Annotated in this window: 15 protein-coding genes; 9 read left to right on the top strand and 6 right to left on the bottom strand. The window is 63.5% G+C overall.

Annotated elements, in window-relative coordinates; translation table 11 throughout:
- Nucleotides 1–11 precede the first annotated feature (11 nt).
- From dinB to MTX23_RS22050, 7 genes are all read left to right on the top strand, one after another.
- Nucleotides 12–1259, top strand: a complete 1248-nt coding sequence (dinB, locus tag MTX23_RS22080; RefSeq protein ID WP_280972297.1) for a DNA polymerase IV — start codon at nucleotides 12–14, stop codon at nucleotides 1257–1259.
- 324 nt (nucleotides 1260–1583) lie between these two features.
- Nucleotides 1584–2288 (top strand): ABC transporter ATP-binding protein, encoded by a 705-nt coding sequence (locus MTX23_RS22075; RefSeq protein WP_280972296.1) that lies wholly within the window; start codon nucleotides 1584–1586, stop codon nucleotides 2286–2288.
- Entirely contained in the window at nucleotides 2285–2908 is a 624-nt protein-coding gene (locus tag MTX23_RS22070; protein WP_280972295.1) for an energy-coupling factor transporter transmembrane protein EcfT, read from the top strand. Before MTX23_RS22075 ends, MTX23_RS22070 begins: the two co-directional genes overlap by 4 nt.
- Nucleotides 2908–3462, top strand: a complete 555-nt coding sequence (locus MTX23_RS22065; protein ID WP_280990693.1) for a biotin transporter BioY — start codon at nucleotides 2908–2910, stop codon at nucleotides 3460–3462. The genes MTX23_RS22070 and MTX23_RS22065 overlap by 1 nt, the downstream gene beginning before the upstream one ends.
- Nucleotides 3459–4946 (top strand): AMP-binding protein, encoded by a 1488-nt coding sequence (locus MTX23_RS22060; protein ID WP_280972293.1) that lies wholly within the window; start codon nucleotides 3459–3461, stop codon nucleotides 4944–4946. Before MTX23_RS22065 ends, MTX23_RS22060 begins: the two co-directional genes overlap by 4 nt.
- Nucleotides 4943–6076 carry a thiolase family protein gene (locus MTX23_RS22055; protein ID WP_280972292.1) on the top strand — a complete coding sequence of 378 codons (1134 nt, stop codon included), beginning with the start codon at nucleotides 4943–4945 and terminating at the stop codon, nucleotides 6074–6076. The genes MTX23_RS22060 and MTX23_RS22055 overlap by 4 nt, the downstream gene beginning before the upstream one ends.
- A gap of 4 nt (nucleotides 6077–6080) precedes the next feature.
- Nucleotides 6081–6542, top strand: coding sequence for a MaoC/PaaZ C-terminal domain-containing protein (locus tag MTX23_RS22050; RefSeq protein ID WP_280972291.1), 462 nt, complete (start codon nucleotides 6081–6083; stop codon nucleotides 6540–6542).
- 217 nt (nucleotides 6543–6759) lie between these two features.
- Here the strand turns inward: MTX23_RS22050 and MTX23_RS22045 are convergent, their stop codons facing one another.
- The 4 genes from MTX23_RS22045 to MTX23_RS22030 all read right to left on the bottom strand — a co-directional run bounded on the left by MTX23_RS22045 (nucleotide 6760) and on the right by MTX23_RS22030 (nucleotide 11410).
- Nucleotides 6760–7728, bottom strand: a complete 969-nt coding sequence (locus MTX23_RS22045) for an IS481 family transposase (RefSeq protein WP_280972290.1) — start codon at nucleotides 7726–7728, stop codon at nucleotides 6760–6762.
- A 454-nt stretch (nucleotides 7729–8182) separates the two neighbouring features.
- Entirely contained in the window at nucleotides 8183–9196 is a 1014-nt protein-coding gene (locus tag MTX23_RS22040; RefSeq protein ID WP_280972289.1) for an NADPH:quinone oxidoreductase family protein, read from the bottom strand.
- A 3-nt stretch (nucleotides 9197–9199) separates the two neighbouring features.
- Complete coding sequence (locus tag MTX23_RS22035; protein WP_280972288.1) at nucleotides 9200–9973, bottom strand: crotonase/enoyl-CoA hydratase family protein; 774 nt, start codon at nucleotides 9971–9973, stop codon at nucleotides 9200–9202.
- 18 nt (nucleotides 9974–9991) lie between these two features.
- Complete coding sequence (locus MTX23_RS22030; RefSeq protein ID WP_280972287.1) at nucleotides 9992–11410, bottom strand: ABC transporter substrate-binding protein; 1419 nt, start codon at nucleotides 11408–11410, stop codon at nucleotides 9992–9994.
- 91 nt (nucleotides 11411–11501) lie between these two features.
- Here MTX23_RS22030 and MTX23_RS22025 point away from each other — a divergent pair, with 91 nt between their 5' ends.
- On the top strand, nucleotides 11502–12143 hold the full coding sequence (locus MTX23_RS22025) for a TetR/AcrR family transcriptional regulator (RefSeq protein ID WP_280972286.1): 642 nt from the start codon (nucleotides 11502–11504) through the stop codon (nucleotides 12141–12143).
- The gene (locus tag MTX23_RS22020; RefSeq protein ID WP_280972285.1) at nucleotides 12140–13192 is read left to right on the top strand and encodes a hypothetical protein; all 1053 of its coding nucleotides are present in this window, start codon (nucleotides 12140–12142) and stop codon (nucleotides 13190–13192) included. The genes MTX23_RS22025 and MTX23_RS22020 overlap by 4 nt, the downstream gene beginning before the upstream one ends.
- A 51-nt stretch (nucleotides 13193–13243) precedes the next feature.
- Here MTX23_RS22020 and MTX23_RS22015 read toward each other — a convergent pair whose 3' ends face one another.
- Nucleotides 13244–14755: an ATP-binding protein gene (locus tag MTX23_RS22015; protein ID WP_280972284.1), complete on the bottom strand. Its 1512-nt coding sequence runs from the start codon at nucleotides 14753–14755 to the stop codon at nucleotides 13244–13246.
- A 488-nt stretch (nucleotides 14756–15243) separates the two neighbouring features.
- Nucleotides 15244–16917 (bottom strand): sulfatase-like hydrolase/transferase, encoded by a 1674-nt coding sequence (locus MTX23_RS22010; protein ID WP_280972283.1) that lies wholly within the window; start codon nucleotides 16915–16917, stop codon nucleotides 15244–15246.
- Nucleotides 16918–16954 lie beyond the last annotated feature (37 nt).

Below are 16954 nucleotides of genomic sequence, written 5' to 3'. Positions count from 1 at the left end.
GAACGGTTGGGATGGCAACAGCAGGCACCATCCTCCACGCAGACCTGGATGCGTTTTACGCGTCGGTTGAGCAACTGCTAGACCCATCGCTGCGCGGCAAGCCCATCGCCGTCGGAGGCGGAGTCGTGCTTGCTGCTTCCTACGAAGCAAGGGCGTTCGGGATTCGTGGCGGCATGCCGGGACGGCAGGCGCGCGAGCTGTGTCCGCAGCTCACCTTTGTTGGCGGCCATTTCAAGGACTACCAGCGTCTGGGTGACGCCGCTGTCAGAGTGATCGGCGATTTCACGCCGCTCGTGGAACGCATCTCGATCGATGAGGCCTTTGCCGATGTTGCGGGCTGCACCCATCTGTTCGGTGCGCCCGCCGAAATCGCAGCGGCGATCCGCTGGCGCGTGCGCACCGAGCTTGGCCTTCCGATCTCCGTGGGTGTCGCGCGCACCAAGCATCTGGCCAAGATCGCCTCGCAGGTCGCCAAGCCTGACGGGCTTGTGGTTATAGATCCCGACAGTGAGCTGGAATTCCTGCACCAACTGTCGGTCGAGCTGATGTGGGGCGTGGGACCAGTCACCAAGGCACGGCTGGCTGCGATCGGCGTGTCGACGATTGGGCAACTTGCCAGGCTGCCCGGCTGGTCGCTCGAGCGATTGCTCGGACCGGCGGCGGGACAGAAGCTCTCGGAGCTGGCCTGGAATCGCGATCCCCGGCAACTCAAGCCTCACCATCGGGCCCGATCGGCTGGAGCGCAGTCGGCGATCGGCAAGAAGCCCGCCATTGAGCGGGTTATCCGGCCGACCCTGCTTCACCTCGCGGACCGCGTCGCGACGCGGCTCCGGGCGAAGTCCAGACCCGGTCGAACGGTCACGGTACGCGTGCGTTTCGCCGACTTGAGCTCGGTGACGCGTTCGACAACGCTCGATGCCCCGATCTCAGCCACCATGATCCTCGCTGAGCTCGCCGAAGAATTGGTGCGTGCGATCCTGGCGGATCACCCGGACGAGAAGATGATCTCATTGTTGGCGATCTCCGTATCGCATCTCGAGGAGCACTGGGATCTCGAACTCGAACTCCCGTTTGGGCTTGCAGATCAAGCGCGTCGCCCCGGAAGCAAGCTTGGCTTGGCCCGTTGGGCGGCAGACCGTGCCATCGACAAGATCCGCGATCGCTTCGGATGGGATGCGATCGGATACGGCTCGGTGGCACTTGGTGTCTCTCGTTCGGTGCCTGACGAGTTTCGCAAGCTGGCCGAGAAGGATCTCTAGTCGCTGACGGTAACATGGTCTCCGTGGAGCGCCTCTGCCCATGGCAGGCCAGCCGGAGTGCCAGGTATCTCGTTCTCTAATTCCCATAGACCGGGCAAGCCCGCCCAGATCTCACGTATCTGTCACTCATTCGGCCGGGTGGAGTTTTCGGCACGCACGGGCTACTGGTGGCTGGTAGCGGGCTTCCTGTCCTGCGACGCGGGCTTTGAGAACGGCCGGAAACATATGGGATTGCTCGATATTTTGCGGTCAAAGCGCAGCCCCGGTGGCGTGCAGCAGGGCAATGGGGCCGAGCCTTGCCGTGCGGCACCGTCTGTCGGAGTCGTGTTCGATCAAGTTTCCCTCGGCCGAGGAGGTAACCGGATTTTTGACGGCCTGTCGCTCGACCTGCGTGAGCGGCGAATTGGTCTTGTCGGCGACAACGGATCCGGCAAGAGCTCGTTGCTGCGCCTCGCCAACGGCCTGCTGTCGCCCCAACGCGGCGAGGTGATCGTCAACGGACATCGCACGACGCAGGCGGGCAGGGAACTGCATGTCGATGTCGGATTCGTGTTCCAGAATCCGGACCATCAGATCATCTTCCCGACCGTCGGCGAAGAAGTCGCCTTCGGCCTGATCGAGAGTGGTCAGACGGCGGCCCAGGCCAGGCAGGCGGCGAGCGATCTACTGGCCGATCATGGCTGCGCCGGCTGGATCGATCGCGCGATCCACGACCTGTCGGAGGGACAGAAGCAACTCGTCTGCATCCTGGCGATCCTCGCGACTGAACCGAAGATATTGCTGCTCGACGAACCATTTTCCAGCCTCGACCTGCCGACGCGGCTGTCGCTGTCGGCAAGGCTTGCGCGGTTGCCGCAGCAGATCGTCATGGCGAGTCATGACCTCGATCTGCTGCGTGACTTCGACCGTGTGATCTGGCTGGAGAAGGGCCAGGTGAGGGCTGACGGCACGCCTTCGCAGGTGCTTCCAGATTACCGAGCGCATGCCGCCGCGCGGGGCGCGTTGATGCCGGAGAGCGGCGCGGCATGATGGGCGGGTATCTTTCCCGCGTGACGTGGCTGCATCGGCTTCCGGCGGGTCTCAAGCTCTGCGCGGTCGCGGGCACGAGCATGGCGCTGTTGCCGATGCAGGACTGGCGGCTGCTCGCGCTCTGCCTTGCGTTCGTGGTCGGCGTCTATGCTGCGCTCGGCCGCGATGCCGTGCGGCGGCTCGGCCTGCTGAAGCCGATCGTTCCGCTGCTCATGATCGTCGGTGGTTTGCAGGGCTTGTCCAGCGAGTGGGACGAGGGGGCGAGCGTGGTGCTGCGACTCCTCGTCATGGTGCTTGTCGCCGATCTGGTCACAATGACGACCACGATGTCGGCGTTGATGGATGCCGTCGAGTCGCTGTTTCGGTTGCTTCGTCCACTGGGCGTCAACTCGCGAAGGATCGCGCTGTCGGTCGCGCTGGTGCTGCGTTTCATTCCGGTGCTGCTGGCCAACTGGCACGCACGCGAAGAGGCGTGGCGGTCGCGGTCACAACGACGTGTTCCGCTTCGCATTGTTGTCCTGTTCCTAATCGAAACACTGCGACTTGCGGACCACGTCGCCGACGCCCTTGATGCGCGCGGCTATGGCCGCGCAGATCGCCAACCCAAAGGACCACGTTGATGGATTCTCGCGCCATTGCTCGAATCTCGCTGCTCGCCGCCATGATCGCGGTGCTCGGCCTGCTGCCGACGTTTCATCTCCCCCTGGCTGGCGGCGTGCCGATCACCGCGCAGACGCTCGGTGTGATGCTTGCCGGGATCGTGCTCGGTCCGCGCCAGGGCGCGCTAGCCGTGGTGCTGCTGCTCCTCGTCGTGGCGCTTGGTGCTCCGCTTCTGGCGGGTGGCCGAGGCGGGCTCGGCGTGTTCTTCGCTCCTTCCACAGGCTTCCTGCTGGGCTGGATCCCCGGCGCTTTCATTACCGGTGTCGTTATGCAGCGCCTCACCAAAAGGCCAGTGTTTGCTGCAGCATTCGCAGCCGCGATGACCGGCGGAATCGTCGTCGTCTATGCCTGCGGTGTCGTCGGTCTCATGATCGTGGCGCATATGGGAGCATTGCAGGCGATGCTGGCCACCTCAGTGTTCTTGCCGGGTGACTTTGTAAAGGTGCTCGCTGCGGCGTTCCTGACCAAGGCCGCTGAACAGGCCTATCCGGCCGCTCTCGGACATCGCACGTGAGCATCACGGAGCCGCTCTCGTATCATGCCGCGCGGACGCCGGACCGCGATGCGCTGGTGTTCGAGGAGCAGCGGATATCCTGGCGCCGTCTCGACCAAGAGATCAATCGATTGGCCGGCTTCATTGCCGCCGCGACTCCGGAGGGCGGTGGCGTCGCGCTGCATCTGCCGACCGGTCCCGCACTTGCCCTTCTGTTTCTTGCCGTCGCGCGCGCGGGGCGCGAGGCACAGGTGCTGGATCCTGATTGGCCGGCCGAGATGACACGCGCGATCCTGGTGCAGTTGTCGCCCGCGCTGCTCATCAGCTTCGATGTTCGGTTCGCCGGAGACAGAGCGATCATTCTTACCGATGCCCTGTCGTCCTTCACACAGCTCGCGACGATCCTAGGGGGGACGTTGGAGGCAATCCCGGTCGCCGAGCCGGATGGCCTGAGGCCGTTCTATGTGGGCTTTACCTCCGGATCGACCGGCCTCCCCAAAGGCTACCGCCGTCATCATCGATCATGGACCGAGAGCTTTCGTCATGACGGAAAGGAGTTCGGAATCGGCGCAGAGGACGTGATTCTCGCACCCGGAACGCTCACCCACTCGCTTTTCCTTTATGCGCTCGTCCATGGGCTTAACGTCGGTGCCTGCGTCATTCTCTGCCGAAAATTCCGGCCCGACACCGTCGTGCGCCTGATCGAAGGCGAGCAGGCTACGGTGCTCTATGCCGTGCCGACGCAGTTCCAGATGATCGTCAAGGCCGCGGGCAACGCTGCGCTCGTCTCGATGCGCTGGGTCTTGTCGTCCGGGGCCAAGCTGCCGGCGGAACAGCGCGAGCCATTGCAGCGCGTGTTCCCCAATGCCCGTATCGCTGAATTCTACGGCGCTTCGGAGACCAGCTTCATGACGGTGGCGAAGGCAGATGAGGGCAGTCCCGAAACGTCGGTTGGCCGCGCCTTCTCAGGCGCCGTGGTGACGATCCGGGACCGGACCGGCCGATCGCTGCGAGTAGGCAAGACCGGCTATGTGTTCGTCGAGAGCCCGTTTCTGTTCATGAATTACGCTTGCGGTGAATCATCCGATCTGCTTCGTCACGGCGATGCCGTGTCGGTCGGCGACATCGGCTACCTCGATCCCGAGGGGTTCCTGCATTTGGTCGGCCGGGCCAGCCGGAAGATCGTGACGTCCGGAAAGAACATCTATCCCGAGGAAATCGAGCGGGTGCTCGAGCGTCACCCTGCGGTGGCGGCCGCTGCCGTGCTCGGCGCGCCTGACGCCAGCCGCGGCGAGAGATTGATCGCGCTCGTAAAGACGCGCGCGGATGCGATCGTCGCCGCGTCGGAGCTCATCGCTTACTTGCGTGCCGTGTTGCCGCTCTACAAGGTGCCGCGCGTCTATGCGGACGTGCCGGAATGGCCTCTGACGCGTTCGGGAAAAACCGACTTCGACCGGCTGCGCCGGGTCTGGAGCGCAGGTACGATGGCGCGGAGACTGTCATGAGCGCGGCTTTCATCGCTGCCGCGCGTCGCACGGGAGTCGTGCCGCGCGGCGGCGCATTTGCCAGGGTGGAGGCCGTTGATTTGGCTGAAGCTTCCATTCGGGCGGTGCTCGACGACGCCAGATTTTCACCGTCCGATGTCGACGAGGTGATCTTGGGCAACGCGCTGTATGGCGGCGGCAACCCGGCGCGCGTCGCTGCGCTGAAAGCCGGGCTGCCCGCAGAGGTGCCGGCGACCACGATCGACACCCAATGTTGCGCAGGCCTTGATGCGATCCTGCTGGGCGCGGCACGCATCAAGGCCGGAGAAGCCGATGCCATCGTCGCGGGCGGCGTCGAAAGCTTCAGCCGGAGTCCAATCCGTGCTCGGCGCCCGTTCGTTCCAGGTGAGGTCGCGCAGCCTTATGACAGACCGCCTTTCGCGCCGTGGCCGGAGCGTGATCCGGACATGATTCCGGCGGCCGCGATGCTCGCTGCGGAGTGGAACATCACCCGCGGCGACCAGGAGGCGTTCGCCATCGAGAGCCACCGCAAGGCTCTGGCACCCGGCGTCCCGGTGCAGGAATTCGTGCCCGTCGCGGAGCATACGGGAGATCCTTTTGCCCGCCGTCTGACTGCCGGTCTTTGCGCGCGACTTCCCGTTCTTGCAGGAAGTGCGACCCATGGTGTGACTGCCGCAACCGTCGCGGTCGAAGCCGATGCCGCCGCTGCGGTGCTGCTGGTGTCGGAACGCGCGTTGGCATCCATGCATCCCTCGGCCCGCGTGATCTGTGTCGTCGGTGCCGGGCGGACGGGCGGCGATCCCGAACGTCCAGGGTTGGCGCCGATCGAGGCGGCGCGTGCGGCCTTGCGTCATGCGGGGCAATCAATATCGTCACTTTCGGTCGCCGAAATCATGGAAGCCTTTGCCGTTCAGGCAATGGCGTGCATCCGCGCCCTTAACCTCGATCCCAAGCGGGTCAATCCTGGTGGCGGCGCGCTGGCACGAGGGCACCCGATCGGCGCATCGGGGGCGATCGTGGCGGTGCGCGTGTGGCACGAGTTGCAGGCGATGAGTACGGGCGCAACCGGCCTGGCGGCGATCGCCGCCGCGGGCGGACTTGGCTCCGCTGTGCTGCTTCGTCTGGAGTAGGCCCATGCCGGTTCGTGTCGATCGCCCAGCCGACCTTGCCGCGTTCGTCGGCGTCGGACTGCAGAGTGAAACATTCGCGGTGACTCAGTCCGACGTCGATCGCTTCATTGCGCTCAGCGGCGATCGCCAGTGGATTCACTCTGACGTCGAGCGAGCCAAGGTGGAACTGCCGGCTGGTCGCACGATCGTGCCCGGCAATCTGTTGTTGGTGCGGCTACCGCGGCTCCTGCAAGAGGCCTACAGCGTTGCGCATTTCGAGAAATGCCTGGTCGCAGAATATCGTCAGGTCCGTTTCAAGCATCCCGTCGAGACGGATGCACCGCTAGTCCTGCAGGCCGAATTCCTGTCGGTAACGCCGGCGCGCAACTTTGTCCGTGTCGAAACCGCCTGTGCAATTGGCTTCGTCGAGACCCGTAAGGCTGCGTTGACCCTTACTGTGGTCGACGTCTTCTACAAGGCGCGGTGAGCCTGCCAATCACTGAGTTGCCCGACGGCGCAAGCCCGTTGTGCAAAAATATTTCTGTTTTCCGGAAGCGCAACTCAGTGTATGAATAACCCGTCTCACCCGCCTGAGGGGCGCTTCGCGATCGTCACGAGTGCTGGGTCGAGATGCGGTGGACGCCGCTGTCACGGCTGACGAGCGTGGCAGATTGCGGACGGTGAAGTCGTGTAGGCCTGACGCCCTAGTTGTGGAGCCTCAAGAGGTTGTTCCCGGTTAATCCGAGCCTGCTGATCGGCGGCTTTGAGCCGATACTGCCATGAGGACGATGCCAGTTGTAGCGGTGAAGCCATCGTGGCAGCTCCGCGGCTCTTTCTGTTGAGGTGTTGTAGGCCTGCGCGTAGGCCCATTCTCGCAGGCTGGTCTGAATGAAGCGTTCGGCCTTGCCATTGGTTTTGGGCGTATAGGGCTTGGTGCGGATGTGCTTGAGGCCGAGGCGCTGACATGCCTTTCGGAAGGCGGCGGATTTGTAGCACGCGCCGTTGTCGGTCATGACGCGCTCGACCTTCACGCCCAGGCTCACGTAGTAGGCCACCGCCGCCTTGAGGAAGGCGACGGCACAGCCCTTTCGCGCGTTCTTCATGACCTGGCTGAAGGCGATCCGCGACGCATCGTCGATGCAAACATGGACGTATTCCCAACCTGGTCCTTGACGGCGAGAACGCAGGTTGCTCGCCCCACGTCGATCGCCGGTGATCCGATGGCCGATCCGATTGAACTTGCCGAGCTTTTTGATGTCGATGTGGATCAGCTCACCAGGATGCTGGCGCTCATAGCGCCGGATCGGCTCAGCCGGCTCCAGCGCAGCCAGCCGGTTCAAACCGAGCCGGCGCAGGATCCGGCTGACGGTTGCTGCTGAGACCCCGACCTCGCGCGCGATCTGCTTGCCGGTGTGGCGCTGCCGGCGGAACGTCTCGACAGCGGCGCATGTGGCGGCCGGGGTTTGGCTTGGCAAGGAATGCGGCCGTGAGGACCGATCCTGCAAACCATCGACGCCTTCTGCGCGGAAGCGCTTGACCCATTTGGCGACTGTCTTCGCCGTAACATTGAATTGGCGCGCGGCGGCGGCCTTCGTCAGGCCGCTCTCGATCACGCTCCGCGCCATCGCCGCTCGACCTTTTGGCGTCAAAGGCGCATTCTTGTGGATGTTCATCTGGTCTCTCCGGGGAACCCTGAAGCGTCGCAGCCTCAGCTTCCTCGGTTCAGACCAGATGGACAACCTCCTGAAAGCTCACACCTAGTGGCAGGTGTCTCCTTGCAAAGCGCGAAGCGCTTTTGCAAGGACGGTGACAACAAAGCCCAGTCTCGCCGGGGAGAGCACGTATAAGCCATAAAACCATCGCGCAGGGAAAGCCGGGATTGCTCCGGTTTCACCTGTGGTCCTACCTCCCGCGTTTTTTTACTACGCGGGACCCATGGGTGCGATCGGCACCCGGCTTTCCCTGCGCCCTCTGCTCAAGGAGAGCGCGAAGCGAACGGCAAAAGCTCGGACGCCTCGTGTCGCGAGATCGCGACCGCACGGCAACAGGAGCGGCGATGCCCTGTCCGAAATCGAGCATGCACAGGTCGCAATATGGCGCGTCGAAAGTGGTCCGACGGCTTGTCGGTCATGCCGGTTCTCCGGGCGCAAGAACGATCTTGCCGATCACTTGCCTCTGCTCGACGCGTCGAAGGCCGTCAGCGAATTGCGCAAGAGGAAGCGTCTGATCGACCGGGGCGCCAAGCTTTCCAGCCAAATAGAGCGCAAACAGCTCGTGGAACAAGGTCCTGACCTGAGCGCGCAGGGCTGTATCAGCCCTGGACTTGCCCCACGCCATGTAGAACCCCCAGTAAAGGCCGATCACGGTCAAGTTCTTGACCAGCACGATGTTGGCCGGAACTTGGGGAATGCGGCCGGAAGCAAAGCCGATCGGCAACATGCGGCCGAGCGGGGCGATGCAGCGCAGGGAATTGTCGAAGACGTCGCCGCCCACGGGATCGAACACGACGTCTGCGCCGCGTCCGTTCGTGATCTCGAGAACAGCCTCGCGAAAATCCTGGCGCTTGTAGTCGATCGCGTGGTCCGCACCGAAACGCCTGGCGGCATCGAGCTTGTGGTCTCCGCCGGCCGTCGCGATTACCCGAGCCCCCAGCGCGCGCCCGATCTCGACTGCGGCCAGTCCGCTCGCTCCGGCCGCGCCGTGGACGAGCAGGGTTTCGCCGGCCTTGAGGTTGGCGCGCCAGGTGAGGCCGGCATAAGCGGTCGCGTAGATGGTCGGAAACAGCGTCGCGCCGGCAAAGCTCAGCGCGTCGGGAATTGCGAAGACGTTGTCGGCGTCGACGATTGCTTCCTCGGCAAATCCGCCCGACGGCAATCCGGCGCATACGCGGTCTCCGACGCGCAGCGGCGTTGCGACATCGGGAGCGATTTCGGTGATGATGCCGGCGATCTCGGTTCCGGGAATGAAGGGGAGCGATGGACGGTTCTGGTGCTTGCCCGCAATGAACAGCAGGTTTGCGAAGCTTACGCCAGCCGCGCGCACCGAGATCCGGATAGTTCCCGACGCGAGAGACGGAGGGGGCACGTCTTCGAGACGCAGATCATCGATGTCGCCGAACTGGTGACCGACCACCGCGCGCATGGACTATTCCTTCTCGATCGAGCCGTGGCGGCCCGCGCCGGACGCGAAGCGGGCCGCGCCGCTGCGTGCTTCCTTCTGCCTCGCCTCGATCGACAGGCTGGTCTCGAGCGCGAGCGCCTGCTCCTCCGACAGGTTCCATTGGCGTATGGCGGACATCCTGTCGGAGCGCATTGCGATCTGAGGAAAGGCGGCGATTTCGTACGCGAGCGCGATCGCCGCGGGCAGGGCTTGCCCGTTCGGCACCAGCCGGTCGGCGAGCCCCATGGCGACGGCTTCCGCTCCCGACACCTTCCTTGCGGTCAGCAGCATGTCGAGGGCTCGTCCGGCGCCGATCAGGCGCGGCAGCCTCACCGTGGTGCCGTCGCTCATCGGAACGCCCCATCGCCGCGACAATACGGCAAAGGTCGAGCCTTCCTCCGCCACGCGAAGGTCGCAACGCAGCGCGACGCCGAGACCGCCCGCGCATGCATAGCCCGCCACCGCGGCGATGACCGGCTTCGACAGCAGGTCGTGGCACGGACCGTCGGGGTCGCCCGCCCACGGCCGGTACTCGCGGCCCGCGGCGAGCTCCTTCAGGTCGGCTCCGGCGCAGAAGTGCCCCCCGGCGCCGGTGAGGACCGCGACCGCCCGGTCAGGCGCTGCGTCAAACGCACGCAGCGCAGTGGTCAGCGCCGTTGCCGTCTCATTGTCGAGGGCATTGCGAACTTCCGGCCGGTTGATGGTGATGATCGTGACCGGACCATCGTTCTCGACGACGAGCTTGCGGTGATCTGCCATGCCCCGACGCTCCTCGGCTCAGTGGGTTTTCAGCAAGGGGCACTCGCTCTCGTCGGCCGGCCGCCATGCCTTCTCGCCGGGAATGGTGGCGACGATCTTCCAGTAGTCCCAGGGGCCCTTCGATTCCTCCGGCTTCTTCACCTCGGTCACGTAGAGATCGCGAAGCAAGCGACCGTCGGCGCGAATCCTTGCGCCATGGGTGAAGGCATCCTCGACCGGCAGCTCGCGCATCTTGGCGGCGACCTTATCGCCATCGTCCGTTCCTGTCGCGGCGACCGCCTTCAGATAGTGGACCACGGAGCTGTAGACGCCGGCCTGCACGATCGACGGCGGCCGTCCCATCTTGTCCCAGAAGCGCTTTGCGAAAGCGCGGCTGCCGTCATCGAGGTCATGATAGTAGGTCGTCGACGAGACGAGGCCCTGTCCGTTCTTGAGGCCCATGGCGTCGACATCGTTGATGAACATCAGGAAGGTGACGACCTGCGTGTTCGGTCCGATCACGTTGTATTCCTGCGCCTGCTTGATCGCGTTGCTGGTGTCGCTTCCGGCGGTCGCCAGCGCGAGCACCTTGGCGCCGGAGCCTTGCGCCTGCAGCAGGAACGAGGAGAAGTCGGGCGTGTCGAGCGGCGCACGGACGCCGCCGATGATCTTGCCGCCGTCGGCGACGATCCGCTTCGTTGCCTCGCTCTCCATCGACTTGCCGAACGCATAGTCGGCGGTGATGAAGAACCAGGTGTCGCCACCGCGCTTCAACACGCCCGCAGGAGGAGCCGCGGCGAGCGCATAGGTGTCGTACATCCAGTGAAAGCTGTACGGCGAACAAGCCTTGCCGGTGATCTCAGCGGTGGCAGGGCCGGACAACAGGATGATCTTCTTGCGCTCCCGCGAAATGTTCTGCATCGCGAGCGCCGCCGCCGACGAGCCGCCATCGGCGATGACGTCGACGCCCTGTGCGTCGTATTCCTGGCGGGCCAGGTTGGCCGCGATATCGGGCTTGTTGGCGTGATCGGCCGAGATGATCTCGATCGGCGCGCCGGCGACCTTGCCGCCGAAATCCTCGGCCGCGAGCTGGGCCGCAAGGATCGAGCCCTTGCCGCCGGCATCCGCATAGATGCCGGTCATGTCGTTGAGGATGCCGATGCGCACGACGTTGTCGGACACCTGGGCCATCGCGGAGGAAGCCATCAGGCTCGCCAGAAGCCCGGCGACCACGGCACTCGCTTTCATCTTTGTTTTCATTTTCCACCTGTCTTTTCTTGTTTTGTTGGGCACGTGTCTGAAGACGGTGTGACCGCCGATCGAGCGCGCCCAGCCTCCAGCCGGCGGCTCGACCTTGATCACGGAAGCGCCGCCGTGCGCGAGGATCGCGCCGCAATAGGGCCCAGCAAACCCCTGGCTCACGTCGAGGATACGCAGCCCCGCATAGTCGTCCGTCACCGATGCCGATCCGTGCTAGATACCAAGTAGTATGTTGCATGCTACTGAGTAGTATGTTCTGGTGTCAACGGCGCCGACGCAGGAGGGCTATGTGAGCAAGCTGGGCAAGATCGAAGGTGGCCAACCGCTGGCCGATCGCAGGGTCGATATTCTAGATGCCGCCGCGCGCGCCTTCATGCGCCAGGGCTTCGCCGCGACGTCGCTCGACCGGGTCAGCGACGAGATCGGCTCGACGAAAGGCGCGATCTATTACTACTACCGCAGCAAGTCGGAGCTCTTCTTCGCGGTGCATCGCCGCGGAATGGAGCTGACGCAAGCCGCGATCCGGCCGTCCTTCGAAGCGAAGCTGTCCGCGCGCGAGCGGCTGCACGGCATGGCGGTCGCGCACACGATCCTCGTCATCGATCACCTGGCATATCTCCGCGTGATCGCGCAGGGACTGGAACTGCATCTGCTGGAGCGCACCAACGAGAGCGAACGGGCGGAACTCGCGGAGGTCGCGGCGCTGCGCGAGGCGAACGAGAACCTCTATATCCGGGTCATCAAGGATGGCGTTGAGTCCCGGGAGTTCAGGTCGGTCGATGCGAAGCTCGCCGCGAAGCCGCTGCTCGGCGCCTTGAACTGGACGTCGCGCTGGTACCAGCCGCGCTCGGGGGAAACACAGGCGGCGAAGAAGCGTCTGGCGGAGCAGATTGCCGACTTCGTGGTCGCCGGCTTGGAGAAGAAGAAATGAACCAGGGATCGGGCAGCATCAAGGACGACGTCGCGGCGTATCGCGCAATCGAGCTGATCTACCACTCCTACCTGACGGGGCTGATCCTGATGATCTCGTCCCGCGCCGGTGCTGCCCGCGCCGCCGACGTTGTGTTCAAGACGTTCCGGCGGCAGCAACTGGCGCGTTTCGTTCCGGGCCTGAAAAAGCTCGGGCTCGATCAGCTTCCTCACGCGGTGGCTTGTGCGCAATATCACTATCTGTCGAACCAGGTCGGCGGCGTGAAGGTCGAGTATGTCTACGAAAGCGACAAGAAGGCCTGGGTCCGCTATCCGCCGCCGCGGTGGATCTGGTCGGGGACGGCGATCTGCGGCATCCCGTCGGAGGTGTCGCGCGCGATGTTGTGGGGGTGGCACGCAAACAACGGCGTCGTTCTCGGCAATCCGAGACTGGGATTCGTATGCACGGGCCAGACCGTGGACGGACAGCCCGGCCTCGAAGGCTATTACAAGGAGTGGGATCACGACCTCGCTCCCGAGGAGCGCTTGCAGTTTTCGCCCGGTGAGCGTTGTCCTCCGTTCCGGGCCAATCTCGTCCCGCGGCTCCCCGACAATGCCTGGCCCGAAGCGCGGCTGCAGAAGGTGCTGCGCAACTACGCGATGGAATATATCACCTCGATCGTTCCGGAAACGATCGTGGTGCTCGGCCCCGAAGCAGGCGGCCATCTCGCCGGCGCGGCCGCGCGTCTGGTCGGAATGCACACGTTTGACGAGGTCGCATCGCTGCTGGGAGGCGTCGGCCCGGGGCCTGCGGGGTTCGCCGCGGCGTTCGCCAGGCTTGCGGTCGGGCAGGGCGACGATGCGCAACTGCGAACAGAAGGCGCCATCGCAACTGTCCGACAGACGTCATGGCGCCTGATGGCGGAACGCGAGGCACTGTCTCCGGCCGTCTTCGATGCGTGGAACGAACTGTGGGTTGGAGCGGCGCTGGCGCATGACCGCTTCGTTCGCGTTGACGTCACGGAGCGGCGCGATCGCGGTGACCCGTATTGGTGCTGGCAATTTCGCTAGCGGGCAAAGACGGATTGGGGGAGATTCAGCCTGGCGCGCCCGACCATCGTATTATTGAGCCGCACTGCTTTGGTCTGGTTCGGCCGACAGTTCCTCGGCATTTGGGTCGCCCGGCGCCGTCGCCCAAGCCAGCTCGACGAGCGTCACGATTCGTCGACCGGTACCGTCAAGTTGGCAGACGATGAGGCCTTGCTCCTCGATATAGGTCAGCAAACGTCGTGCGCGGCGAAACGAATGCGTGCCATAGGCACGGGCAATCGCGGCATCGCTTGGGCAGGGCCGACCGTCTTTCGCTGCGCGTGCGATCATCATGAAAACACCCTGCATGTCCTCGGGCAGGATGGAGGCGCGGACCGAGACGTCCTGCCACGCGTCATCCTCTGCCATGTCGGTGGCGAGTCCGGCGCGGGCGTGTGTCAGCATGCGCCGAAAGTCACCGAGGTCAGGCACGGCCGAGCCGAGGCCCTCGATTCGGCAGCGGACCACGAACTCCTGATACAGGACGCCGATGGCGCGGAAGCCCGCGTCAGGTTCTGCGAGGATGGCGCACAGGACACGATCTAGCCGCGCACGCCGCTCTGCTAATTCCTCAGCGCTGAGGCCTTGCTCCACCGCCACAGGACGCATTTCCAGCGCCGCCGACTTCGCGGCCATGAGTTGGCCGAGGAGATCCGGCGCCGGCCGGCGCTGGGGCCGGATATTCTCCGGTGGCGGGGCCGCCAGGATAATGGCGCGTGCGTCCTCCAGCGCCGCTCCGGGAAGCGGAACAAGTCTCGGCGGCGCGTTGCGCGGCTGGGTTTCCGTGGGACCGATGCGCAGACCCACGGGACGACGGGAGAGGGCAGGGCCCAGCGCCATGAATTGACCACGTTCGAGGTCCCGGAAGGCTTCGGCCTGCCGGCGCTCCATGCCCAGGAGATCGGCCGCGCGCGCCATGTCAATATCCAGGAAAGTTCGGCCCATCAGGAAATTCGACGCCTCCGCTGCGACGTTCTTGGCAAGCTTTGCCAGTCGCTGGGTCGCGATCACCCCCGCGAGCCCACGTTTGCGGCCACGGCACATCAGATTCGTCATGGCCCCGAGCGACAATTTGCGTGCCTCGTCCGACACCTCTCCGGCGATCGCCGGCGCGAACAGCTGGGCCTCATCCACCACCACCAGCATCGGATACCAGTGATCGCGGGCAATCTCGAAAAGTCCGCTCAGGTAGGCGGCAGCGCGCCGCATCTGGTTCTCGGCATCGAGCCCTTCGAGATTGAGCACCGTGGAGACGCGATGGATGCGCGCTCGCTCGCCGGCGACCTGCAGACCCCGCTCAGTGTGGTCCTCGGCATCGATTACGAGGTGACCAAAACGTTCGGCCAGCGTGACGAAGTCGCCTTCCGGATCAACGATGGTTTGCTGCACCCAAGGGGCGCTCTGTTCCAGCAGCCGGCGCAGCAGATGGGATTTGCCGGACCCCGAATTGCCCTGCACCAGCAGCCGCGTTGCCAGCAGTTCCTCGAGGTCCAGAGTGGCCGAGCCGCCTGCCGTCGTATGCCCCATCTCAATCGCAACGGTCATGTCCCGACTCAAAGTCTCCTTGCAGGTGGGGCTTATCAACCCGATCGCGGCCAGTCGAGCGCCTCACGTTTCGGAGGACGGGTAATTGTAGACGCAGGGCACCCCCGTTCTGACAGGAAGAAAATCTGTAGCAATCTCAATCAACCAAAAGGCTGTGGATTGTCAGACTATGCAATGAAAATGTTCGCACGAACTATGGCGTCGATCTCATGCAACTGATCCGCTCGCCGTTTACCGCTCGGTCGAAGCGCGCTATCGCCGCTATCCTTCGATGCCCTGTGGTGAGGTCCAGGGGCAATGGAGCTTTGACGAATCGCGATATCGAAGTGACGCGGGCGGTGAGAGCGGCCATTCCCTCCACCATGTCTCTTCGTACGCATCTCGGCCACCGACCTGGATCGACGGTAGCTGGGAGCTGGAAAATGGCGTGATCTTCTCGGCCTTGCCGATTTCGTGAACTGTGCGACGTCGTGCGAGAGCCTGGCAGGTTAACGCGCAGGCGGAACGTTCGGCACGAGATCAATCAAGCCCAGATCCACAAGTGTGCGATGGAACCGGCGTTTCCGTTCGGAGGCAGAGCTAAAGTAGGATTCCCTGCAATCGTCAAGCAAGCTTGCGCGCGTCGAAAATACCGGGTCAAGAGGAAGCCCTGCGCGTTGCAAAGCAACAGTTCCTAGAAAGGCGATGTCGAGGTCCGCACCGCGTCCGGCGCTAAATTGCTTCGGCGAGATATTCAAAGCCTCTATCGCATAAAATGTACCGAACGCCTGTTGCGCATCTCCCCGTCGCTTTAGCCGGCGGGCGATCCGTTTTGTCAACACCGGCTGGTGATCCCCATAGTGCACAATCAGAATGGGACGCCCCGGGAATTGGGTTGCCAGTTTGTACTTGAGTTTTTTCCAGGTCGAAGCGGTCTCCGCAAGCCGCGTGTAGTACTCGACGTATCCAGCGTCGGGGAGGCTGGCCGTAGCAAAGGCGCGCTCCTTCTTAAATTGTCCGGTCGGTGCAAGCTGTCGATCGTGCGGGCCATGATTGAAGTTGGTCAACGCGTAGAGAAAATGCGGTGCTGGATTATCAGTAACGCGCTTCGTATGGGCATCGATCACCGCTTCCAGAAATACTGCATCCGAATTTGTCGCCTCGAAACGTCGAGCATCGAACGGAGGTGGAAGGTCGTCAATGAAGATCCGCTCATGAATGCCGATCGAACTGTAAAATCTATTGTAATTGAGAAAGCCACGACGGCAGCTTGATATGAGTGTTGTCCGATAGCCGAGCGATGCCAGTGAATGGGGGAGGCTGCTGTGGAATCGGCCAGCACCTTTCTTGAAGAGGTAATAGGCACTGGATCCGAAGCTTGCGCTCGAAAGGCCGGTCAGCAGGCTGAATTCGGACTGCCAGGAGCCCCCGCCAAAGATGTCCACGTTGAGACGTCCATATTGACCATCTGCAGGGGACAGGAGTCCCTCAACGATTGACTCGACGGGCAACCCAAAGATGCGCGGGTCGAAGACCGACTCGTGCTGGATGATGATGATGTCTGGACAGTCGTCCGAGCGCGCAGGTGTCGCCTCCTTTAGCGGCAGTGGTTCGTTGGCGATGTCACTCAGAGCAAGCCCGCTGAACTGTTGCCAGCAAACACGGTTGACGAGTGAGGCCATAAAGGTCGAGTAAAAGCCGCGCCGCTGGATCAGCGCCATCCGCGAGAGTGCGCTGCCGCCTGTCACAGCGGCAGCGGTTGCGAAGCCTATGAGGGCGACGCAGAACAGGAGCAATCGACATGCCATCGAAATCGGTGGCCCTGCCGCGTAGAGCAACACTGCGATCGAAGCAGCGACGAACAACACACCACCGATCAGGATACCCAACATCGCGCGTGGATATTGCAGTACAAGAAATGGGACGGTGCCGGCAAACGCCAACGGAATATCGGAGATGGTCAGTTTGATCGCACTGTGGTCGAACTTTACGGTTGATGCTCCGGCGATCGCTATCGCCAGCAGGCCGGACAGCAGGATCGCTCTGTCGAGATCGGCAACAAAGATGAGCAAGAGGGCCGCGTTGAAGAGGAGCGCTGCGATTGCAAACGGGAGGTGCTTTGCACTGCCTTCCGTCAACGCTACGGCACCGACAACCATCATAAATATCAACGTCGAACCCATGGGACTAAGATGCTCTTGGTATTCGAGTTCCGCAATG

Origin of the sequence: Bradyrhizobium sp. ISRA436, from assembly GCF_029910015.1 — a bacterium.
Classification (GTDB): domain Bacteria; phylum Pseudomonadota; class Alphaproteobacteria; order Rhizobiales; family Xanthobacteraceae; genus Bradyrhizobium.
This window is presented reverse-complemented; position numbering and strand designations above follow the sequence as displayed.

Bases quoted from the DNA above. Each gene is read 5' to 3' on its own strand.
- MTX23_RS22020 (WP_280972285.1), top strand. From the start codon at position 12,140: ATGAACCAGGGATCGGGCAGCATCAAGGACGACGTCGCGGCGTATCGC.
- dinB (WP_280972297.1), top strand. From the start codon at position 12: ATGGCAACAGCAGGCACCATCCTCCACGCAGACCTGGATGCGTTTTAC.
- MTX23_RS22045 (WP_280972290.1), bottom strand. From the start codon at position 7,728: ATGAACATCCACAAGAATGCGCCTTTGACGCCAAAAGGTCGAGCGGCG.
- MTX23_RS22070 (WP_280972295.1), top strand. From the start codon at position 2,285: ATGATGGGCGGGTATCTTTCCCGCGTGACGTGGCTGCATCGGCTTCCG.
- MTX23_RS22010 (WP_280972283.1), bottom strand. From the start codon at position 16,917: ATGGGTTCGACGTTGATATTTATGATGGTTGTCGGTGCCGTAGCGTTG.
- MTX23_RS22035 (WP_280972288.1), bottom strand. From the start codon at position 9,973: ATGGCAGATCACCGCAAGCTCGTCGTCGAGAACGATGGTCCGGTCACG.
- MTX23_RS22065 (WP_280990693.1), top strand. From the start codon at position 2,908: ATGGATTCTCGCGCCATTGCTCGAATCTCGCTGCTCGCCGCCATGATC.
- MTX23_RS22055 (WP_280972292.1), top strand. From the start codon at position 4,943: ATGAGCGCGGCTTTCATCGCTGCCGCGCGTCGCACGGGAGTCGTGCCG.
- MTX23_RS22040 (WP_280972289.1), bottom strand. From the start codon at position 9,196: ATGCGCGCGGTGGTCGGTCACCAGTTCGGCGACATCGATGATCTGCGT.
- MTX23_RS22050 (WP_280972291.1), top strand. From the start codon at position 6,081: ATGCCGGTTCGTGTCGATCGCCCAGCCGACCTTGCCGCGTTCGTCGGC.
- MTX23_RS22015 (WP_280972284.1), bottom strand. From the start codon at position 14,755: ATGACCGTTGCGATTGAGATGGGGCATACGACGGCAGGCGGCTCGGCC.